19 protein-coding genes are annotated in these 19,990 nt (G+C 72.0%); 11 read left to right on the forward strand and 8 right to left on the reverse strand.

What is annotated here, in order from left to right; translation table 11 throughout:
* Positions 1-40: 40 nt before the first annotated feature.
* A complete protein-coding gene (locus ACPWUT_RS02020) occupies positions 41-688 on the reverse strand; it encodes an alpha/beta hydrolase (RefSeq protein WP_284528762.1) in 648 nt (215 codons plus the stop codon).
* A gap of 96 nt (positions 689-784) precedes the next feature.
* Between ACPWUT_RS02020 and ACPWUT_RS02025 the strand changes: the two genes are divergently transcribed.
* The 3 genes from ACPWUT_RS02025 (at position 785) to ACPWUT_RS02035 (ending at position 4,833) form a co-directional block, all read left to right on the forward strand.
* Positions 785-1,441 (forward strand): NUDIX hydrolase family protein, encoded by a 657-nt coding sequence (locus tag ACPWUT_RS02025; protein ID WP_284528763.1) that lies wholly within the window; start codon positions 785-787, stop codon positions 1,439-1,441.
* A 59-nt stretch (positions 1,442-1,500) separates the two neighbouring features.
* A complete protein-coding gene (locus ACPWUT_RS02030; RefSeq protein WP_425840121.1) occupies positions 1,501-3,414 on the forward strand; it encodes a M3 family metallopeptidase in 1,914 nt (637 codons plus the stop codon).
* 93 nt (positions 3,415-3,507) lie between these two features.
* A complete protein-coding gene (locus ACPWUT_RS02035) occupies positions 3,508-4,833 on the forward strand; it encodes a cell division initiation protein (RefSeq protein ID WP_425840124.1) in 1,326 nt (441 codons plus the stop codon).
* Between the two features lie 181 nt (positions 4,834-5,014).
* On the opposite strand, the gene ACPWUT_RS02040 is transcribed toward ACPWUT_RS02035, so the two are convergent.
* Complete coding sequence (locus ACPWUT_RS02040) at positions 5,015-6,082, reverse strand: threonine aldolase family protein (protein WP_284528766.1); 1,068 nt, start codon at positions 6,080-6,082, stop codon at positions 5,015-5,017.
* Between the two features lie 66 nt (positions 6,083-6,148).
* Here ACPWUT_RS02040 and ACPWUT_RS02045 point away from each other — a divergent pair, with 66 nt between their 5' ends.
* Positions 6,149-7,648, forward strand: a complete 1,500-nt coding sequence (locus ACPWUT_RS02045) for an MFS transporter (RefSeq protein ID WP_425840127.1) — start codon at positions 6,149-6,151, stop codon at positions 7,646-7,648.
* A gap of 6 nt (positions 7,649-7,654) precedes the next feature.
* On the opposite strand, the gene ACPWUT_RS02050 is transcribed toward ACPWUT_RS02045, so the two are convergent.
* Both ACPWUT_RS02050 and ACPWUT_RS02055 read right to left on the reverse strand, forming a co-directional pair.
* Entirely contained in the window at positions 7,655-8,344 is a 690-nt protein-coding gene (locus ACPWUT_RS02050; protein WP_425840130.1) for an SDR family oxidoreductase, read from the reverse strand.
* Positions 8,337-9,746, reverse strand: coding sequence for a DUF6421 family protein (locus ACPWUT_RS02055; RefSeq protein ID WP_425840133.1), 1,410 nt, complete (start codon positions 9,744-9,746; stop codon positions 8,337-8,339). Before ACPWUT_RS02055 ends, ACPWUT_RS02050 begins: the two co-directional genes overlap by 8 nt.
* 116 nt (positions 9,747-9,862) lie before the next feature.
* Here ACPWUT_RS02055 and ACPWUT_RS02060 point away from each other — a divergent pair, with 116 nt between their 5' ends.
* From ACPWUT_RS02060 to ACPWUT_RS02080, 5 genes are all read left to right on the forward strand, one after another.
* On the forward strand, positions 9,863-10,318 hold the full coding sequence (locus ACPWUT_RS02060; protein ID WP_284528769.1) for an Lrp/AsnC family transcriptional regulator: 456 nt from the start codon (positions 9,863-9,865) through the stop codon (positions 10,316-10,318).
* A gap of 62 nt (positions 10,319-10,380) precedes the next feature.
* Positions 10,381-11,586 (forward strand): sensor histidine kinase, encoded by a 1,206-nt coding sequence (locus ACPWUT_RS02065; RefSeq protein WP_425840136.1) that lies wholly within the window; start codon positions 10,381-10,383, stop codon positions 11,584-11,586.
* Positions 11,583-12,239, forward strand: a complete 657-nt coding sequence (locus tag ACPWUT_RS02070) for a response regulator (RefSeq protein WP_425840139.1) — start codon at positions 11,583-11,585, stop codon at positions 12,237-12,239. Before ACPWUT_RS02065 ends, ACPWUT_RS02070 begins: the two co-directional genes overlap by 4 nt.
* 97 nt (positions 12,240-12,336) lie before the next feature.
* Entirely contained in the window at positions 12,337-13,098 is a 762-nt protein-coding gene (locus ACPWUT_RS02075) for an ABC transporter ATP-binding protein (protein ID WP_284528772.1), read from the forward strand.
* On the forward strand, positions 13,095-14,558 hold the full coding sequence (locus ACPWUT_RS02080) for an FtsX-like permease family protein (protein WP_425840142.1): 1,464 nt from the start codon (positions 13,095-13,097) through the stop codon (positions 14,556-14,558). The genes ACPWUT_RS02075 and ACPWUT_RS02080 overlap by 4 nt, the downstream gene beginning before the upstream one ends.
* Positions 14,559-14,642: 84 nt before the next feature.
* On the opposite strand, the gene ACPWUT_RS02085 is transcribed toward ACPWUT_RS02080, so the two are convergent.
* Entirely contained in the window at positions 14,643-15,221 is a 579-nt protein-coding gene (locus ACPWUT_RS02085) for a hypothetical protein (RefSeq protein WP_425840145.1), read from the reverse strand.
* Positions 15,222-15,273: 52 nt separating this feature from the next.
* Here ACPWUT_RS02085 and ACPWUT_RS02090 point away from each other — a divergent pair, with 52 nt between their 5' ends.
* Positions 15,274-15,912 carry a 2-phosphosulfolactate phosphatase gene (locus ACPWUT_RS02090; protein ID WP_425840148.1) on the forward strand — a complete coding sequence of 213 codons (639 nt, stop codon included), beginning with the start codon at positions 15,274-15,276 and terminating at the stop codon, positions 15,910-15,912.
* A 198-nt stretch (positions 15,913-16,110) separates the two neighbouring features.
* Here the strand turns inward: ACPWUT_RS02090 and ACPWUT_RS02095 are convergent, their stop codons facing one another.
* The 3 genes from ACPWUT_RS02095 to ACPWUT_RS02105 all read right to left on the reverse strand — a co-directional run bounded on the left by ACPWUT_RS02095 (position 16,111) and on the right by ACPWUT_RS02105 (position 18,093).
* A complete protein-coding gene (locus ACPWUT_RS02095; protein ID WP_284528775.1) occupies positions 16,111-16,599 on the reverse strand; it encodes a SprT-like domain-containing protein in 489 nt (162 codons plus the stop codon).
* A 29-nt stretch (positions 16,600-16,628) separates the two neighbouring features.
* Positions 16,629-17,150 carry a hypothetical protein gene (locus tag ACPWUT_RS02100; RefSeq protein WP_284528776.1) on the reverse strand — a complete coding sequence of 174 codons (522 nt, stop codon included), beginning with the start codon at positions 17,148-17,150 and terminating at the stop codon, positions 16,629-16,631.
* A gap of 79 nt (positions 17,151-17,229) precedes the next feature.
* The gene (locus ACPWUT_RS02105; RefSeq protein WP_425840152.1) at positions 17,230-18,093 is read right to left on the reverse strand and encodes a spermidine synthase; all 864 of its coding nucleotides are present in this window, start codon (positions 18,091-18,093) and stop codon (positions 17,230-17,232) included.
* 146 nt (positions 18,094-18,239) lie between these two features.
* Here ACPWUT_RS02105 and ACPWUT_RS02110 point away from each other — a divergent pair, with 146 nt between their 5' ends.
* Positions 18,240-19,904: an ABC transporter substrate-binding protein gene (locus ACPWUT_RS02110; protein ID WP_284528778.1), complete on the forward strand. Its 1,665-nt coding sequence runs from the start codon at positions 18,240-18,242 to the stop codon at positions 19,902-19,904.
* The last annotated feature ends 86 nt before the right edge of the window (positions 19,905-19,990 follow it).

Below are 19,990 nucleotides of genomic sequence, written 5' to 3' on the forward strand. Positions count from 1 at the left end.
ACACTCGGGACGGGGAACACGACGATCCTACCCGAGGGCGTCAAGCGGCCTCCAGACGCTTCTCGAGGAACACCCGCACGTCGTCGAGCTCCTCCTGCGACACGCTGTGGGTCAGCCCGGCGTAGACCCGCCCGCTGAGGTCGACGTGCTCCGGGAGCCACTGCACGGTGTGCGCGACCCGATCCGCGGGGATCACCTCGTCGCGCGCGCCGCGGCCCCAGAACACCGGCGGACGACGCTCGGCGAGCTCGGCGTCGGTCGGGAGCGGTGCGGCGTCGACGTAGCCGGCGAGGTTGACCGCGAAGGCGAAGCGCTGGGGACGGAGCCGCATCGCCTGGAGCGCGACGACCGCGCCCTGGGAGAACCCGAGCAGGCCGACGGACTCGGCCCCGCCGGCGGCGTCGTCGAGCCAGGCGAGGAACCCCTCGGCCGCCGCCGTCGTGCCCTCGGGATCGCGGCCGCGCAGGCCCTCGATCGGGAACCACGACCAGCCGGGGGTCGGGAACGGCGGGCTGAGGGGCGCGCGCACGGCGGCGACGACGTAGTCGGCCGGCAGGTGCGGCGCGAGGCCGAACAGGTCCCGCTCCTCCGAGCCGTAGCCGTGCAGCAGCACCAGCAGCGGACGGCCCGCCCGGTCGGCGGGCGGCGCGCTCCACAGCACGGCATCGGGGTCCAGCGCGGGGCTCATGCGCCCATTCTCGCAAAGCGCACCCGCACGCCGCCGTGTCCGCCGCGCGGCGGGTCCCCGGTTCGCCCGCGCGGCACGAGCGGGTATACATGGTGCATGGCCGTCCGCACCCCCGACCCCGACCCGAGCGACCGCGACGACGACGGGAACGCGCGCGATCCGCTGCGCGCCTACGACCGCCAGGGTCACCCGGTCGGCGACGGCTCGTTCGGCTCGCCTGCGCCGGGGAACGCCGCCAATCCCGGATGGCTCACCGAGATCGAGCTCGCCGAGGCGCGCCGCCGCCTTCCGATCCTCTACGTCGAGGCGGTGCCGGTGCGCACCGACGGCACCGGCACGGTCACCGAGGTCGGCATCCTGCTGCGGGCGACGCCGCTCGGCGAGATCACCCGCTCGACCGTGTCGGGCAGGGTCCGCTACGGCGAGACGGTGCGCGACGCGCTGTTCCGTCACCTCGAGAACGACCTCGGCCCCATGGCGTTCCCGCTGCTGCCGCCGCAGCCGGTGCCGTTCACGGTGGCGGAGTACTTCCCGATGCCCGGTCTCAGCGCCTATCACGACGACCGCCAGCACGCTGTCTCGCTCGCGTTCGTCGTGCCGGTCACCGGCACGTGCGAGCCTAGGCAGGATGCGCTCGAGGTCACGTGGCTCACGCCCGAGGAGGCGGCCTCCGATTCGCTCGCCGCCGAGATGGAGGGCGGGCGCGGCACCCTCGTGCGGCTCGCGCTGGCCTCCGTGGGCGCCCTGCGCTGACCGGCTCCCCCCGCCGCGCCGACGACGCGGGCTCCGGGCCTGCGCATAGGCTCGGATCCATGAGCGCTCCCGAGCCCTTCGTCTTCCCCACCACGCGCGACGGCTGGCTGGCCGCCGCCGCCGAGCACGCCGAGGCCGCCATCCGGCTCGTCCGCCACTTCGACGCCCAGCTCACGGCGGGTGCGTCGTCGGCCACCGAGGCTCTCGACCTGTGGAACGACGCCGATCTGGCGCTGCGCGGGACGATGAGCGAGGCGTACCTGCTGAGCGAGGCGCACCCCGACCCGGCCGTCCGCGCCGCCGCCGAGGAGGCCGTGCAGAAGCTGGAGGCGCTGTCGTCGTCGCGGCTGCTCGACCCCGCGCTGTTCGCTGCGCTCGCCGCCTTCGAGGGCGCCGAGATGGACGCGGAGCAGGAGCGGCTGCTCACCCACACCCTTCGCGACTTCCGCCGCGGCGGCGTGGCGCTCGGCGAGGAGGACCGGCAGCGCGTCCGCGAGCTCACCGACCGCGATACGGAGCTGAGCCTCACGTTCGCGCGCAACATCCGCGAGGGAAGGCGGGAGATCCGCGTGCGACCGGCCGACCTCGCCGGTCTCCCGCAGGACTTCCTCGACGCCCACCCCGCCGGCGACGACGGCCTGGTCGTCCTCACCACCGACTACACCGACCTCATGCCCGTGCGCGAGTACGCGACGGTCCGGGAGACGCGCACCGCCCTCGTGTCCGCGTACAACGACCTCGCCTGGCCCGACAACGACGCGGTCCTCACCGAGCTGCTGGATGTCCGCGCCGAGCGGGCGGCGCTCCTCGGTTACGCGGACTGGGCCGACTTCGAGACCGAGCCCCGGATGATCGGCTCGGGAGCGGCGGTGCGCGCCTTCCTCGACCAGCTCGACGACGCCTCGCGCGCGGCCGCCGATGCCGAGTACCCGCTGCTGCTCGAGCGACTGCGCCGCGACGAGCCGGATGCCGACGAGGTGACGATCGCGGACTTCTTCCACGTGCTCGGCCAGCTGCGGCAGGAGCGCCACGACGTGGATGCGCAGCTCGTGCGGTCCTACTTCACGTTCGAGCGCGTGCTCCCGGGCGTGCTGGAGACGGCCGGACGTCTGCTCGACCTGTCCTTCGTGCCGGTGGATGTCGCGACCTGGCATGCGGACGTGCGCTCGTACGACGTCGTCCGCGGCGAGGAGCGGCTGGGTCGCGTGCACCTGGACCTCCATCCCCGTGACGGCAAGTTCAGTCACGCGGCGTGCTTCCCGCTCGCCCCCGGTATCGCGGGCCGCATCCTCCCCGAGGCGGTCCTGCTGTGCAACTTCGCGCGGGGGCTCATGACCCACGACGAGGTCGTCACCTTCTTCCACGAGTTCGGACACCTCGTCCACGACATCCTCGGGGGCGCCCAGCGCTTCGCGCGATTCACGGGGGTGGCGACCGAGTGGGACTTCGTGGAGGCGCCGAGCCAGCTCCTCGAGGAGTGGGCGTGGGACCCCGGGGTGCTCGCGACGTTCACCGCGGGCCCCGACGGCCAGCCCATCCCCGCCGATCTGGTCGAGCGCATGCGGGTGGCCGACGGCTTCGGCCGGGCCCTGGAGGTACGGCGCCAGCTGGGGCACGCGAACGTCTCGTACCACCTCCACGTGGACCGTCCGGCGGATCTTCAGGCGGCGACCGAGCACTGGTACACGGTGACCTCGCCGGTCCAGCCGCTGCGCGGCCTGCACCCCTACGCCGGGTTCGGGCATCTCACCGGCTACGGATCCTGCTACTACACGTACCAGTGGAGCCTCGTGATCGCGCGCGACCTGCGCTCGGCGTTCGGCGACGATCTGATGGATCCCGAGGTCGCCGCGCGCTACCGCCGGGAGATCCTCGAACCCGGCGGCCGGCGCGACGCCGCCGACCTCGTGGAGTCGTTCCTGGGGCGCCCGTACGCGTTCGACGCGTACCGGGAGTGGCTGGGCGGGCACTGACGGGATCCGCCGCTCCGCGGCGGGGGCGGGAGCGGTAATCTTCGAAGTGCCGGTGTGGCCACCCGGCATCCCCCACACCCTCGCGGAGTCCTCATGCCCGACCTGCACACCTCATCCGGCGACGAGAACTCGCCGTTCGACGACCTCCTCCGCTCGCAGGAGGGAGGCTCCGACGGCGCCGCCGAGGCGACGTTCACGACCGCCTTCCGCGGCTACGACAAGGGCGAGGTGGAATCGGCGATCTCCGAGCTGACGACGCGGCTGCGCGTGCAGGGGGAGGAGCTGTCGCAGCTGAAGGACCGCTACCGCCGCACGGTCGCCTCGGCGAAGGCGCAGCGGTCCCAGCGGGTGGAGGAGCTGGAGGCCGAGCTCGCCGTCGCCAACGCCAAGGCCGCCAACGCCGAGGAGCAGGTGCAGACCCTCACCGAGGAGCTCCTGGGGTCGTCGGGCGAGTCGGGCAACCGCCGCCAGTTCGAAGAGGTGCTGCACGTGGCCGAGGAGCAGGCGAGCCTGCTCATCAAGAACGCGAGCATCCAGGCCGATCGGCTGCTGGAGTCCGCGAACGCCGAGATCCAGAACCGCCGCAAGGAGGCCCAGGCCGACGCCGACGCGATCATCGCGCGTGCCGAGCACGACGCCCAGCAGGTGCGGGTGCGGATCGACACCGAGCTGACGGCGCACCAGGCGCAGCTCGATCGTGAGCGCGCCCACGCCGCCGAGAAGGTGGCGCAGGCGGAGCAGGAGGCCGCCGTCGTCCGCACCGAGTCCGAGAAGGGCGCAGCCGCTCTGCGCGCCCTCGTGACCCGCGAGACCGAGCAGGCCCGCGCCGAGGCGGAGGAGGCGGTGCGCGCGCTCCGGATGCGGGCGCTCGAGTTCGAGGAGTCCCTCACCCGCCGCCAGGACGACGCGCAGCAGGAGTTCCTCGTCCTGCACAACCAGGCGGTCGCCCATGCCGAGCGCATCACCAAGGACGCCAACGACCAGGTCGCCGCGTCGCTGGAGCACGCGCAGCGCATCACCGCCAAGGCCGACGACTTCGACCGGCTGATGCGCGCACAGGCCTCGCAGATCGAGGCCGACGCGCACCTGAAGGCCCGCGATCAGCTCGACCGCGCGCGCGTGAAGGCTCAGCAGATCATCGACTCGGTGACCACGCACGCCGAGTCGGTGCTGCGCGACGCCGAGGATCGCACCCGCCAGCTGCGCTGGCAGCAGCATCAGCTCACGAGCTTCATGTCGGAGGTCCGCGAGCTCATGCGGACGGAGTCGGTCGCCGATGCGCAGCCCGCCGGTCGGGACGCCGACGACATCCCGACCGAGGATGCCGACGAGACGCCGGCGGAGGATGCCGAGGGCACGCCGGCGGAGGTCGAGCTGGAGCAGACGGTCGAGTCCGTCTCCGCCGTCGAGAAGTCCTGACCGCTCCCGAGCCCGCCTCGACCCGCCGAGCCCGCCTCAACCCGCCTCAACCGCCGAGTGAGATGGCAGTCGTCGTCGTCTCCCGGCCGCCGAAGCGACGACGACTGTCATCCGATCGGTCTACGGCGACAACGAGTGCCACTCCACCGGGCCCCGAGCGAGGCCGGTCCTCGTCGAGGGGTCAGCGCGTCGTGAGCCGGCCGAGCTCGGCGACGAAGGCGTCGACGTCGGTCTCGCTGGTGTCGAACGAGCACATCCAGCGCACTTCGTTGCGCGCGGCGTCCCAGTCGTAGAAGCGGAAGCTCTCGCGGAGGCGATCCGCGATGCCGTCGGGCAGCGTCGCGAAGACCCCGTTGGCCTGGGTCGGCTGCGTGAACGAGACGCCGGCGATCGAGCCGTCCGCCAGCCCGGCCTCCACGGCGGCGCGCAGGCGTGCGGCCATCGCGTTGGAGTGACGCGCGTTGCGCAGGTACAGGTCGCCCTCCAGCAGCGCGATCAGCTGCGCCGACACGAAGCGCATCTTGCTCGACAGCTGCATGTTGAGCTTCCGGAGGAACAGCAGCCCCTCGGAGGCCGCCGGATCGAGGACCACGATCGCCTCGCCCAGCATGGCGCCGTTCTTGGTGCCGCCGAAGCTCAGCACGTCGACGCCGACGTCGCGGGTGAAGGCGCGCAGCGGCAGGTCGAGGGCCGCGGCGGCGTTGGAGATGCGCGCGCCGTCCAGGTGCAGCCGCATGCCGCGCTCGTGCGCGTGGTCGGCGATGGCGCGGATCTCCTCCGGCGTGTACAGGGTGCCGAGCTCGGTGGACTGCGTGATCGAGACGACGAGCGGCTGCGCGCGGTGCTCGTCGCCCCAGCCCCAGGCCTCGCGGTCGATGAGCTCGGGGGTGAGCTTGCCGTCCTCGGTCGGGACGTTCAGGATCTTGATCCCCGCGACCCGCTCGGGGGCGCCGCCCTCGTCGACGTTGATGTGGGCCGTGGAGGCGGCGATGACCGCGCCCCAGCGGGGGAGCATCGACTGCAGTCCGGTGACGTTCGCGCCGGTGCCGTTGAACACCGGGAACGCCTCGACGCCCTCGCCGAAGTGCTGGGCGAACACCTCCTGCAGCCGAGCCGTGTACGCGTCCTCGCCGTAGGCGATCTGGTGCCCGTCGTTGGCGGCGGCGATGGCCGCGAGCACCTCGGGGTGGACGCCGGAGTAGTTGTCGCTGGCGAAGCCGCGGATGGTCGTGTCGTGGAGGGTGGTCACGGCATCCCAGCCTAGTTCGCGGCAGACCGCCTATCGCGTGTCGGCGGGGGTCGCTACCCTCGCGGTATGTCGCAACCCCCTCCTGATCCCGCCGCCGCGAGCGGGCTGCGCGCGGTGCCCGCGAACGGCATGCGCACCTTCCTCCACGTGCTGGTGAACACGGCCGCCGCGAACATCACGACGAGCTTCCTGTGGTTCGCGCTCACCTTCTGGGTCTACCTCGAGACGAAGTCGGTGCTCGCCACGGGCATCATCGGCGGCGCGTACATGCTGCTGCTGGCCGTCTTCGGCATGGTGTTCGGCACGTTCGTCGACCGCCACCGCAAGCACCGCGTCATGATCCTGTCGGGGTTCGTCACGCTCGTCGCGTTCCTGCTGGCCGGCGGCATCTACCTGTCGCAGCCCGAGGGCACGCTGCTCGATCTGGGACAGCCGTGGTTCTGGCTGTTCTCCGGGATCATCCTCGCCGGCGCCGTCGTCGAGAACCTCCGCAACATCGCGCTGTCGACGACGGTCACCCTCCTCGTGCCGACCGAGCGTCATGCCAACGCGAACGGCCTCGTCGGCACGGTGCAGGGGCTCGCCTTCCTCGTGACGAGCGTGTTCTCCGGCTTCGCCATCGGGTTCCTCGGCATGGGGTGGACACTGGTGATCGCGCTGGTGTTCACGCTGGCCGCCCTCATCCACCTGTTCACCCTCACCGTGCCCGAGGACGAGCCCGACCGCGACCCGGACGCGAAGTTCATCGACGTGCGCGGCGCGGCGGCGGCGATCCGCGCGGTCCCGGGCCTGTTCGCGCTGATCCTGTTCTCGACGTTCAACAACCTGGTCGGCGGCGTCTACATGGCGCTCATGGACCCGTACGGCCTCACGCTGTTCCCCGTCGAATGGTGGGGCGTGGTGCTGGCGGTGTCGTCGACGGGCTTCCTCATCGGCGGCGGCATCATCGCGGCACGCGGACTCGGGCGGAACCCGATCCGCACGATGCTGCTGCTGGTCATCGTGATGGGTCTCCTCGGCTCGCTGTTCACGATCCGCGAATGGTGGTGGCTGTACGCGCTCGGCATCTGGCTGTACATGATGCTCATCCCCGCGATCGAGGCGGCGGAGCAGACGGTCGTGCAGAAGGTGGTCCCGTTCGAGAAGCAGGGCCGGGTGTTCGGCGCGGCGACCGCGATCGAGGTGTCGGCCGCTCCGATCACGTCGTTCCTCATCGCGCCGATCGCCGAGTTCTGGATCATCCCCTACATGGACTCGGATGCCGGTCAGGACACGTGGGGCTGGCTCCTGGGCGAGGGCGAGGCCCGCGGCATCGCGCTCGTGTTCTTCTTCTCGGGCCTCATCATGGTCGTGTTCGCGATCCTGGCGTTCGCGACGAGGTCCTACCGCACCCTCTCGGCGGAGTACCGCGAGGCGCCGGAGACGCCCGTCGAGGGCGGTGGCGATGCCGGCGCGGACGCCCCGGACGGGGCCGCCGAGACCCCCGCGGAACGGCACGTGCCGCCGGCATCGTCTGCGCAGGCGCGTGGCGGCGTCGCCGACCAGGGGGTGGCCCGAGGCGACTGATCCGCCTCAGTCGGCGAGAGTGACGACGGTGTCGTTCACGGCATCGGGAGCCGCATCCCACAGGTGGACGAAGGCGCTCGCGAGGTCGGCTTCCCTCCCGGCCAGGGTCTTCACGCGGAAGACGACGGCGGCCGCGCGCAGCGGCTCGCCGGCATCCCGCGCCGTCTTCGTGAAGCCGTGCGCGAGGGCGCGCGTCCATGCTTCGGTGGCCGCTTTCACGGCGGCGTAGTTCGCGCCTCCGGCGAGGGGTCGAACCACCGCCGTCGAGGACACGACCGCGACCCGCGCTGACGCGGAGTCGACCAGATCGTCCCAGAAGGCGCGCGAGAGGTGCCGCCACGCCGTGAGCGACTTCTCGAGGAAGCGGTAGTCGTCGTCGGTCTGACCGGCGACGCCGCCGCCCCCGCGCCATCCGCCGACGAGGTGCAGGACGCCGTCGACCCGGTCGCCCGTCGCGGCGAGCTGCGCCGCCAGCGCCCGGACCGCGTGCTCGTCGGTGAGGTCGCACACCGCCGCCCGCGCGCCGAGCCGTGTCACGGACGCGAGTCGCTCCTCGTCGCGCCCGACCGCGACGACGCGTGCGCCGGCGTTCACCAGCGCACGCGTCGCCGCTTCCCCGCTCGCGCTCGTCGCCCCCGCCACGAGCACCAGGCGCCCCCCGACGCCTGCGGCCTGCCGAGGAGCGTCCTCAGCCATCGGCGCCGGTGATCCCCGACGTCGACGCGATGACGTCCCGCATCTTCTTCTCCAGCGCCTCGAAGAACATCGACAGGGGGAACTCGTCGTCGAGCACCGCGTCCGTGTAGCCCTTCGGCGGACCGGCGAGGATCTCGTCGGGCAGACCGCGTGCCCACGCCGACGCCGGGTGCGGCGTCACCGTCGCGCGGACGAGGTCGTACGCGGCGAGCCAGTGCGCGATCTTGGGACGGTCGATCGAGCGCCAGTAGAGCTCGTCGATCGCCTCGCCGAGCGCGACGACGGCGGCCGGGACCTCATCCCAGTCGAACGCGAGGGCGGTGTCGGTCCAGTGCAGCACGCCGCGCTGGTGAAGCCACGCGAACAGGAGCTGGCCGCCGAGCCCGTCGTAGTTGCGCACGCGGGTGCCGGTGATCGAGAAGCGGAAGATGCGATCGAAGATCACCGCGTACTGCACGAGCCTCGCGTGCTCGAGCATCTCGGCCTGGACCGCGGTCAGCGACTCGCGCTCCCGCAGATCGCGCTCGATCGCGACGCACTCGCGGAAGGCGGTGAGATCGCAGCGCAGCTCCTCCAGCGAGTAGAGGAAGTACGGCATCCGCTGCTTGATCATGAACGGGTCGAACGGAAGGTCGCCGCGCATGTGGGTGCGGTCGTGGATGATGTCCCACATCACGAACGCCTTCTCGGTGAGGGCCTGGTCATCGAGCATCCGCGCTGCGTCGTCCGGGAGATCGAGCTTCGTGATCTCGGATGCCGCACGCACCACCCGGCGGTACCGGGCGGCCTCGCGGTCCTGGAAGATCGCCCCCCACGTGAACGTGGGGATCTCGCGCATGGCGACCGTCTCGGGGAACAGCACCGCGGAGTTGGTGTCGTAGCCGGGAGTGAAATCGAGCAGGCGCAGCGAGACGAAGAGCTTGTTCGTGTAGGTCGTCTCCAGCTCGGCGATGAACTCCGGCCAGATGACCTCCACGAGCACCGCCTCGACGTAGCGGTTGCGCGAGCCGTTCTGGGTGTACATCGGGAACACCACGAGGTGGGTGAGGCCGTCGATGCGGTGCTGCTGAGGCTGGAACGCCGTCAGGGAGTCGAGGAAGTCGGGCACGCCGAACCCGCCGTCGGCCCAGCGCTCGAAGTCGTGGATGCTCGCGGCGAGGTACTCGGCGTCGTGGGGGAAGAGCGGGGCGAGGGTGCGGATGGCGCCGATGATCGTCTCGACGTAGGCGCGCGCTTCGGCGGCGTCGCCGCTGACGGAGCCGTCCTGCTCCTGGAGCTCCTGCAGTGCCGTGGCGGCGTCCTTCAGTGCGAGCCACGCCGGCTGCTGCGCGAGCGACAGGACGTCTTCGACAACCTCGGGCTCGCCGATGACGGACGTCGAGGAATGCGTGGTCAGGGACATGATGAACCTCCGATCGGGCTCGAGGACGGGTGCGCGTGCGGCGCAACGCCAAGTCTACGAGAGAAGTTCCGCCGTGATAAATGGTGTGCCGTAAATTTTCCTGTAACGTCGCTCGCATGGCACTCTCTGACGTCGACGGCGGCATCGTCCGGGCACTCTCGCGCGACGGGCGGGCGACGCTGTCGCAGCTGTCCGTCGCCGTCGGACTTTCGGTCTCGGCCGTCCAGGCCCGGCTGAAGCGGCTCGAGGCCGACGGGACCATCACCGGCTACCGCGCCACGATCGACCCCGAGGCCGTCGGAAAGCCGCTTGCGGCGTTCATCGAGATCACGCCGCTCGATCCGGCCCAGCCCGACAACGCGCCGGAGCTCCTCGCCCACCTCGATGAGATCGAGGCCTGCCACTCTGTGGCCGGGGTCGCCGCGTACATGCTGTTCGTGCGCGTCGCCACGCCGCGCGCCCTCGAGGAGCTCATCCGCGAGATCCGCGCCGCGGCCTCCGTCAGCACGCGCACCACGATCGTCCTGCAGACCTTCTTCGAGGGCCGTCCCCTCACGCCCGCGCGCGCATGAGCTCCCGCGGGATACATCGCGCGGCGGATGCCGCGGCGAGCGCGCTCGCGTAGCGTCGAGGGGTGCTCCGCCCGCTTCTGAGATACCAGCTGACCGTCGACGTCGTCGTCGCGGTGCTGTTCTTCCTGGGCTCGGTGCTGTTCATCGTGATCCCGTACGGCTTCTGGACGGGCGTCGACACGCGCGCGAGCCTCCTCGTCGCCGTGATCGTCACGGCGGGCTTCTCGATCGCGCTGGGCATCCGTCGCTGGTCGCCGCCGCTCGCGCTCGGGCTCGTGTGGCTCCTGGCGCTCGTCCAGATGGCCTTCGGCCTGCCGCCGCTGCCCTCGAACGTCGCGATCTTCGGCGTGCTGTACGTGACCGCCGCCTACGGCAGCCGGCTGCTGTTCTGGCTGGGCTTCGCCTCCGCGATGGTCGGCGCCCTCGCGATCACCCTCTATCTGATCGTCCCGCCGCTCATCGCGGGCGGGTGGAGCCTCATGGGGGCGATCGAGGCGAATCTCCTCGTCGGCGTCACGGTGTTCTTCAGCGCCGCCCTCGCGCTCCTGCTCTCGTGGACCGTCGGCGCGCTCGTCCGCACCGCCCTGCGGGCGCGCGCCAACCGCCAGGCGCAGGAGCGCGCCGAGGAGGAGACGGCGGTCGAGGCGGAGCGCAACCGCATCGCGCGCGACATGCACGACGTCGTCGCCCACTCCCTGGCGGTCGTCATCGCGCAGGCCGACGGGGCACGGTACGCGGCCGCCGCCGACCCGCAGGCGGCGAACGAGGCGCTCGGAGCCATCTCGACGACCGCGCGCTCGGCGCTCTCCGATGTGAGGATGCTCCTCACCCAGCTCCGCCACAGCCAGGCCGACGGCCCCCAGCCGACGATCGCCGACCTCGAGAAGCTCTACGCGCAGGTGCGCGGTGCGGGCGTCGACCTCCGTATCGACGTCGACCCCGCCCCGACCCAGGAGGCCCCCGCGTCCGTCCAGCTGGCGGTGTACCGGATCCTGCAGGAGGCACTCACCAACGCGCTCCGGCACGGCTCCGGCGGGGCGGTCGACGTGGCGCTGGCGTGGCATCCTGACCGGGTGCACCTGAACGTCCGCAACCCCGCGCCCGATCCGCCGACCGCTGTCGCCGGCGACGGCCGGGGGCACGGCCTCATCGGCATGCGCGAGCGCGCTCAGCTGGTCGGCGGGACCTTCGAGGCCGGGCCGCGCGAGGGCGAGTTCGTCGTCACGGCGACGCTCCCCTTCGCGGGTGTCGGGATGGGTGCGCGATGAGCACGCCCATCCGCGTGGTCCTCGTCGACGACCAGGCACTGTTCCGCGCCGGCATCCGCATGGTCATCGACTCCCAGCCCGACCTCGAAGTCGTCGGCGAGGCCGGCGACGGGGCCGAGGCGCTCGCCGTGGTGCGCGCACAGCGACCCGACGTCGTCCTCATGGACATCCGGATGCCGGTCATGGATGGGCTCGCCGCGACGGCTGAGCTCCTGCGCGACCCCGCCTTCGGCTCCGAGCCGCCGAAGGTGGTCATGCTCACCACCTTCGATCTCGACGAGGCCGCCGCGCGCGCCATCCGTCAGGGGGCGAGCGGCTTCCTCCTCAAGGACGCCGATCCGGAGTTCCTGCTGGCGGCGATCCGCACCGTCCACGCCGGTTCGTCGGTCATCGCCGCCGCCGCCACGCGTGAGCTGTTCGCCCACTTCGGCGCGTCCACGCAGGCCCCGCCGCCGAGCTTCGCCGCGCTCACCGACCGTGAGCGGGAGATCTTCGCGCTCGCCGCGCGCGGCCTCTCCAACGGGGAGATCGCCGCGCGGGAGTTCCTCTCCGAGGCGACCGTGAAGACGCACATCAGCAGGATCCTCACCAAGCTCGGCCTGCGCGACCGCGTGCAGCTGGTGGTGTTCGCCTTCGAGCACGGGCTGGCCTGAGCGGTCCGTCCAGCCCGTGCCGGATCATCCTTCCGATGTACGCGGTCGCGACTGCGGACCGACGACCGCGCGCCTCGCCGTCCGTAGCGTCGAAGGCATGGAGATCACAACCACAGACCTCGGCCTGGCTGCCCGGGTGCAGAACCTCACCAAGACCTTCGGCGCGGGGGAGAGCGGCGTGCGCGCCCTCGACACGGTCACCGTCGGCATCCGCCGCGGGGAGTTCACCGCGATCATGGGTCCGTCCGGCTCGGGCAAGTCGACCCTCATGCACATCATGGCGGGTCTGGACGCCCCCACCTCGGGACGGGCGTGGATCGGCGACACCGAGATCACCGGCCTCTCGGACCTCGAGCTCACCATCCTGCGCCGTCGTCGCGTCGGCTTCGTGTTCCAGGCGTTCAACCTCGTGCCCACCCTCGACGCGCTCGGCAACATCATGCTGCCGTTCGACCTCGACGGCCGGCGTCCCTCGGCGCTCGAGAAGGCGCGCATCGACGGGCTGATCGAGTCGCTCGGCCTGTCGGCGAGACTGCGCCACCGTCCGCACCAGCTGTCGGGAGGCCAGCAGCAGCGCGTCGCGATCGCTCGCGCCCTGGCGACGGCCCCCGACCTGGTCTTCGCCGACGAGCCGACGGGGAACCTCGACTCCCGCTCGAGCCGCGAGGTGCTCGCGCTGCTGGCGGCGGCGAGCCGCGAGCACGGTCAGTCCATCGCGATGGTGACGCACGACCCGGTCGCCGCCGCGTACGCCGACCGCGTCGTGTTCCTCGGCGACGGCCGCATCGTCGCCGACAAGCCGAAGCAGACCGCCGAGCAGGTCTCGGCCCACATGCTCGCCGCGGAGGTGGCGGCGTGACCGCCGTCGCCGAGCCGATGCCGGCGACCGTCGCGGTCCCCCGCACCGCCGGACGCTGGTCGTGGCTGCGCGAGCGCGGCATGGGCGCGACGGTCCTCGTGGCGGCGATCTCGACCGCGTTCGGGGTCGCGCTCATCAGCGCCACCGGATACATCGGCGCCACGATGCTGGCGACGCCCTACTACGGCTCCTCCGAGACGCTCGCGTTCGTCGTCGGCATCCTGGGGATGCTCCTGCTCGCGGTCGCCGTGTACGTGGCGGCGATCGTGACCGCCAACACGTTCGCGACCATCGTCGCCGGACGGACGCGACGGATCGCCCTCATGCGGCTCATCGGTGCCTCGGCGCGCTCGCAGCGTTCCGAGATCGCGACCCAGGGCTTCGTCGTGGGCGCCATCGGGGCCCTCCTCGGCCTGGTCGCCGGGGTGGTGCTCGTCGCCGCGGCGCTGCCGATCCTCGACCGGGTCCTGGAGGGCGGCGCGGACTACGCGGTGCTCCAGCCCTCGCTGCTGCTGCCAGCGGCCGCCGTCACCCTCACCACCTGGGCGGCCGCGTGGGCGGGGTCGCGCCGCGTGCTGACCGTGACCCCGCTGCAGGCGCTCGGGGGCTCGGTCGAGCAGACGCACGAGGACGTCTCTGGCCGCCACGGGCGCAATGCCGCCACCATCGCGCTCGGTGCCGTGGGGGTCGCGCTGCTCGCCGGCGGCCTGCTCCTGGGCCTGCTCAGCCCCCTCGGGGTAATTGTCGCGTTCTTCGGCGGTCTCTTCTCGTTCACCGCGCTCACCCTGGCCGCGGCGGTCGTCATGCCTCCGCTGCTGCGGCTCACCGGACGCCTGTTCGGCCGGTCCGCGACCGCCCGGCTGGCGGCGGAGAACGCGCTCCGGTACCCGGAGCGCTCCAGCCGGATGGCCATCGGCGTCGTCATGGGTGTGGCGCTCGTCACGATGTTCGCGGTGGCCGCCGAGTCGGCCAAGGCGCTGGTCGCCGCCTCCAGCGGCGGGGAGGCGGACGTCTACTTCACGCAGATGGTCGACTCGTTCGCCGGCGTGATGATGGCGCTCGTCGCCGTGAGCGCGGTGATCGCCGCCGTCGGCCTCGTCAATCTGCTGACGATCGGGGTCGTCCAGCGCCGGCGCGAGCTGGGACTGCTGCGCGCGCTCGGGCTCACCGCCGGGCAGGTGCGCCGGATGGTGCTGCTGGAGGCGACGCACATCACCGTCACGGCTCTGGCCTTCGGACTCGTGCTCGGCACCGTCTACGGCTGGATCGCCGCGCAGTCGGTGCTCGGCTCGGTGCCGATGCCGCCGCTGTGGCAGGCGCCCACGTTCGTGCTGCCGGCGGTCCCGCTCGTGCCGACGCTGGTGGTGGTGGCGGCCACCGCCGTCCTCACCCTGATCGCCGCGGTGGTTCCCACCCGGCTGGCGACCCGCGCGACGCCCGTCGAGGTGCTGGCCGAATGATCGGCCGCGCACATCTCCTGCGATCCGGTGGGCTGGGGGAGGGGATCGGCCCTTCTCGGCCGGTTCGTCACCGGATTTCAGGAGTTACGCGCGTGGGGTAGTCGCTGCCTCCGGGGCAGCCGGGGCAGCCGGGGCAGCCGGGGCAGCCGGTGCCTCCGGTGCCTCCGCGGGCGCCGGGTCGTGCGCCCAGGACGGAGCGAGCTGCCGGAGGCGCATGCCGCGCCACTGCCAGGTGGTCCACAGCACCGGCCACAGGACCGCCGCCGCGGGTCCCCCGATCACGAGCCGCTCGCGCCACAGCGTCCGCGCCGGGTCTCCCGGTGCCGGAGAGACGGCCATCTGGTGGTCCCAGACGTCGAGCGAGGCGAGCGGTCCGGTGAGCGGGATGCCGCTGTCCCGCAGGATCCGCACCGGCCCGTCGGGCCCGTCGAGGCGCCGGTCCTCGACATGGATGAGCTGGGCGCCGAGCGGGACGGCGCCGGCCAGCGAGAGCTGCACCGGCACGTCCATCCCCTGCTCCAGCGACGTGGGGAGCCCCACGGAGGCCATCGGCTCCAGCTCCAGGAGCGGGCCGTACAGCTCCGCGACGACGCGCGGGGAGTGCAGCGCGCGCCAGGCGGCATCGGCGTCGCAGTCGAGGACGAGCTTCAGCAGGATGCGCATGCTCCAGTGTCGCACCGCACCCGGCACGCGAGCGGACGCCTAGCCTGGAGCGGTGACTTCCGCGTTCGATCAGTCCCGCTACCAGGTCCGTTTCGAGTGGGGCGCGACCGGCCTCGAGCGTCTCGCCCCCTCCGACGTCGTCGTCGTGGTCGATGTGCTCCGGTTCTCGTCGACGGTGGCCGACCGGGTCGCGGTGGGGGAGCCGGTGGCGCTGGACGCCGACGCCCACGCCGTCTCGCTCAACGGCGCGGCCGTGGCCGAGCGCGCGGCGGGGGCGGGGGCGACGGTGCTGCTCGGCTGCCTTCGCAACGCCTCGGCCACCGCGCGCGCGGCGCTCGAGGAGCAGGTGCGCCGCGGAGCCCGCACGAGCATCGCCGTGATCGCCGCCGGCGAGCTGACCTCCCGCGAGCCGCACGCCCCCCTGCGATTCGCCGTCGAGGATCAGCTCGGTGCCGGCGCGGTCATCGACGCACTCGGAGCCCTCGGCGTCGATCACACCTCGCCCGAGGCGGCCGCGGCGTGCGAGTCGTTCCGCGGCCTGCGGGGCGCCGTCCGCCATCTCCTCACCGCATCGGGTTCGGGTCAGGAGCTCCTCGAGCGCGGCGCACGCGACGAAGTGCTCCGTGCCGCAGAGGTGGATGCCGTGGCATCGGCGGCGGTGCTCCGTGACGGCACGTTCGTCGCCGCCTGACGGATCCGGTGCTGCGCGGCCCCGCTGATACGGCCGCCGCACGCGGGTCGGATGACACTCGTTGTCGCATCAGACCGCTCGGATGACAGTTGTCGTCGCTTCGGCGGACGGGAGACGACAACGACTGCCATCTGAGTCGGGTCCTGCTCCGGGACCGCCCCCTCGACGGGCTCGGGAAGTCGTCGGGTCTTGCTCCGGCTAGCGCGGTGTCATCGCGGCGAGCCGCGTGGCGGGCGTGATCTCACGTCGCGTCCACGCGAGCAGGAACCGCTCGTCGAAGCGCGGCGAGCACTTCGCGCACGACGTGGCCCGTGTGGCGCGACGGTGACGATAGGCCACGTGCCCCGCGGGACAGACCCCCACCCAGGGGGCGAGCTCGGTCGCGGTCTCGCCGCGGTGCGTGACGCCGCCGGTGTAGCCGAGCTCGCGGGCCGTGCGCTTCCAGGCGGCGCCGTGGCCGGCGCGCGCTCCGGCCAGCGCGTGGGCGATCTCGTGGAGCATCGTCTGGCGGTTGGTCTCGGCGTCGTAGCGGGCGGACAGGTAGCGAGATAGGGTGATGCGCTGACGGGTGTAGTCGCAGGCTCCGGCGCGGCGCTTCGCGTTGTCGAAGGCGAACGTCCACGACCCGTCCAGGTGCGCCGCCATGAGCGCCTCCGCCTCGCGGCGGACGTCCAGCAGATCGGTCATGCGAGAAGAGTAGGTCGGCGGTCCGACACTCAGCTGGCGACCGCGGTGCGGCGCCGGTCGGCCGCCTCGATGGCCAGCAGCGTCGACTCCAGCTGCTCCTCGGGGGCGCCGGACTCCTGACGCAGGAAGAGGGCGCGCTTGAAGTCGCTGCGCGCGGCGGCGTAGTCCTCGGCGTCGTAGCTGACCTTGCCGCGGTGCTGGTAGGCGAACGCCGCCAGCGCCGCCCAGCCCTGCCCCTCGGCCTCCTCGGCGCAGGTGGTCAGCTCCTGCAGCGCGGCGGCGTACGCGCCGCGGAACTGGAGGATCGTGGCGTGCAGGATGCGCGCGCGCAGCAGGTCCTTCCGCGTGCCGCCCATGCGCGCCACGCGCACCGACTGCTCCGAGACCACCAGGGCGTCCTCGAGGCGGTCGAGCACCTTGAGCAGCCACACCCGCTCCAGGAGAGCGGGGAGGCTGCGCTGGTCGCCCAGCTCGCTCAGGCGCTCCTTGCAGCGACGGGGATCGACCTGCTCGCGCAGAGTGTCGGGATCGTATCCGAGGATGTAGCTCACCGTGTCTCCCTCCGACGCCGCGCGGTTCGCCCATCCAGTGTCACCCGGGCGGCTCGGAACGCCCCGAGGACGCGCCGGGTCAGCGTTCGAACACGGACGCCGCCGGCTTGGGCGAGGCCTCGGCATCCGCATCGACGCTCACGCGCGCCCCGCGCGCGAACTCGTCGAGCTCCGCACCCTGCGCCACTTTGGCCGGATGGGGACCGGCCGCCATCAGCCGGGGCAGCCACCGCGTGGGAAGCGGCGACGCCGACGCGGCGATGACGAGGTTCCCGAAGCGCCGTCCCTTCAGGGTCTGCACCTCGGCCAGGACGATGACGTGATCGAGCACGGCGCGCACCGTGGCCACCTGACGCCGCGCGAACGAGAGCCCCGCGCCGTCGGCGACGTTCACGAGGAGCACGCCCTCGGGGGCCAGGAGCGCGGAGAGCGTGCGGAAGTACTCGACCGTCGTCAGGTGGGCGGGTGTCTGCGCGCCGGCGAACACGTCCGACACCACGAGGTCGGCCGCTCCGGCCAGGCCCGCAGGCAGGCGGCCGGCGACATCGCGGGCGTCGCCGATGCGCACCCGGATCTGCGCCCCCCGCGGCAGCGGCAGCTGCGCGCGCACCAGGTCGACGAGCGGCTGCTCGAGCTCGATCACCTGCTGGCGGGAGCCCGGACGCGTGTGCTCGACGTAGCGGGGGAGGGTGAGGGCGCCCGCCCCGAGATGCACGGCGGTGAGCGGTTGTCCCGGCAATCTGAGCAGATCGACGACGGCGGCCATGCGCGCGATGTACTCGAAGTGCAGGTGGGTCGGATCGTCGAGGTCCACGTGGGACTGCGGTGTGCCGTCCACGTCGAGCTCCCAGCCGCCGGCGAAGCGGCTCGGCACCACGCGCGCGATCGTGCCGTCGGACAGGCGCGCCGACGGCCCCGCCTCCTCGATCCGTGCGCGCGCCATGGTCCCACGGTAGTCGGCCGGTTCGAAACAGGATCGAGACAAAGGTGTAACCGTGGCACAGCGCGTTCACAGGTAGCGTCGATCGCATCCCCCGGCGGGCGCATGCCCGCGCCTGGACGCCGGGCCCGCATAACGGAAGGTGCACAATGCTCTCCACTTCGAGAAGGCGCGCGCTCGCCACGATCGCGGCGGTCGCCATCAGCGGCCTCGTGCTCACGGCGTGCAGCAGCCAGCGCGGTCAGGAGGAGTCCGAGGCTCCGAGCGATGTCGACACGACGTTCGTGTTCGGCGCGTCGGGCGACCCGTCGAGCCTCGACCCCGCATTCGCCAGCGACGGCGAATCGTTCCGCATCTCGCGGCAGATCTTCGAGGGCCTCGTCGGCGTCGCACCCGGGACGGCGGACCCCGCTCCGCTCCTCGCCGAGTCGTGGGAGCAGTCCGAGGACGGGCTCTCCTACACGTTCCAGCTGAAGGAGGGCGTGACCTTCCACGACGGCACGCCGTTCAACGGCGAGGCGGTCTGCTTCAACTTCGACCGGCAGAACAACTTCACCGGCGTCGCGCAGAGCGCGAGCATGTCCTACTACTGGGGCTCGCTCATGCGCGGCTACGCCGACACCGGCACGTCGATCTACGACGGCTGCGAAGTGGGCAGCGATACCGAGGTGACCATCTCGCTCACGCAGCCCTTCGCCGGGTTCATCCCCGCCCTCTCGCTCCCCGCGTTCGCGATCCAGAGCCCGACCGCCCTCGAGGAGTTCAACGCCGACGAGGTGGGCGGCACCGCCGAGGCGCCCACGCAGAGCGAGTACGCGACCGGCCACCCGACGGGCACCGGCCCGTTCAAGTTCGACTCGTGGGAGCCGGGCGCCGAGACCACCGTCTCGGTCTACGGCGACTACTGGGGCGAGCAGGGCCAGGTCGAGAAGGTCATCTTCAAGGTCATCGGAGACACCACCGCGCGTCGCCAGGCGCTCGAGTCCGGCTCGATCGACGGCTTCGACCTCGTGGCGCCCGCCGACCTCGGCGCGCTGGAGGATGCCGGGTTCAACCTGGTCAACCGCGCCCCGTTCAACGTCCTGTACCTCGCGTTCAACCAGGCCGCCGAGGGCCTCGACGACATCAAGGTGCGCCAGGCGCTCACGCAGGCGATCGACAAGGACGCGCTCATCTCGCAGGTGCTCCCGGAGGGCACCGTCGCGGCGACGCAGTTCATGCCCGACACGGTCGTGGGCTGGAACCCCGACGTGACGACGTACGAGTACGACCCCGAGGCGGCCAAGGCGCTGCTCGCGGAGGCCGGCTACGACGAGTCGAACCCGCTGGAGATCATGTTCAACTACCCCGTGAACATCTCGCGCCCCTACATGCCCAACCCCGAGCAGATCTTCGCGAACCTGCAGAGCCAGCTCGAGGCGGTCGGCGTGAAGATCACGGCGGAGTCCAACGAGTGGGGCGAGTACCTCGACCGGATGCAGGGCGGCAGCGACCACGGCATCCACCTGCTCGGCTGGACCGGCGACTACAACGACCCGGACAACTTCGTCGGCGTCTTCTTCGGCGCGGCCACGAACGAGTGGGGCTTCGACAACCCCGAGCTGTTCCAGGCGCTGACCGACGCGCGCGGACTGAAGACCGAGGAGGAGCAGGTCCCGGCCTACGAGTCCATCAACGAGCAGATCGCGCAGTTCATCCCGGGCGTCCCGCTGGCCCACCCCGTGCCGACGCTGGCCTTCGCGCCGCGCGTCACGGAGTACCCGGCCAGCCCCGTCCAGGACGAGGTGTACAACATGGTCGTGCTGTCCGAGTAGACGGCTGACCCGGCGGATGCCGCGACCGGAGCACCCGGTCGCGGCATCCGCGTCACCTCCCCTCCCACCCACCGGAGTCGCATCCC

Source organism: Microbacterium sp. PA5 (genome assembly GCF_049860775.1).
In the GTDB taxonomy this organism is placed as follows: Bacteria; Actinomycetota; Actinomycetes; order Actinomycetales; family Microbacteriaceae; genus Microbacterium.

Excerpts from the sequence above, each read along its gene's own strand:
- ACPWUT_RS02085 (WP_425840145.1), bottom strand. The coding sequence starts at position 15,221 with ATGCGCATCCTGCTGAAGCTCGTCCTCGACTGCGACGCCGATGCCGCC.
- ACPWUT_RS02030 (WP_425840121.1), top strand. The coding sequence starts at position 1,501 with ATGAGCGCTCCCGAGCCCTTCGTCTTCCCCACCACGCGCGACGGCTGG.
- ACPWUT_RS02055 (WP_425840133.1), bottom strand. The coding sequence starts at position 9,746 with ATGTCCCTGACCACGCATTCCTCGACGTCCGTCATCGGCGAGCCCGAG.
- ACPWUT_RS02035 (WP_425840124.1), top strand. The coding sequence starts at position 3,508 with ATGCCCGACCTGCACACCTCATCCGGCGACGAGAACTCGCCGTTCGAC.
- ACPWUT_RS02060 (WP_284528769.1), top strand. The coding sequence starts at position 9,863 with ATGGCACTCTCTGACGTCGACGGCGGCATCGTCCGGGCACTCTCGCGC.
- ACPWUT_RS02075 (WP_284528772.1), top strand. The coding sequence starts at position 12,337 with ATGGAGATCACAACCACAGACCTCGGCCTGGCTGCCCGGGTGCAGAAC.
- ACPWUT_RS02095 (WP_284528775.1), bottom strand. The coding sequence starts at position 16,599 with ATGACCGATCTGCTGGACGTCCGCCGCGAGGCGGAGGCGCTCATGGCG.
- ACPWUT_RS02050 (WP_425840130.1), bottom strand. The coding sequence starts at position 8,344 with ATGGCTGAGGACGCTCCTCGGCAGGCCGCAGGCGTCGGGGGGCGCCTG.
- ACPWUT_RS02070 (WP_425840139.1), top strand. The coding sequence starts at position 11,583 with ATGAGCACGCCCATCCGCGTGGTCCTCGTCGACGACCAGGCACTGTTC.
- ACPWUT_RS02045 (WP_425840127.1), top strand. The coding sequence starts at position 6,149 with ATGTCGCAACCCCCTCCTGATCCCGCCGCCGCGAGCGGGCTGCGCGCG.
- ACPWUT_RS02020 (WP_284528762.1), bottom strand. The coding sequence starts at position 688 with ATGAGCCCCGCGCTGGACCCCGATGCCGTGCTGTGGAGCGCGCCGCCC.
- ACPWUT_RS02025 (WP_284528763.1), top strand. The coding sequence starts at position 785 with ATGGCCGTCCGCACCCCCGACCCCGACCCGAGCGACCGCGACGACGAC.
- ACPWUT_RS02105 (WP_425840152.1), bottom strand. The coding sequence starts at position 18,093 with ATGGCGCGCGCACGGATCGAGGAGGCGGGGCCGTCGGCGCGCCTGTCC.
- ACPWUT_RS02110 (WP_284528778.1), top strand. The coding sequence starts at position 18,240 with ATGCTCTCCACTTCGAGAAGGCGCGCGCTCGCCACGATCGCGGCGGTC.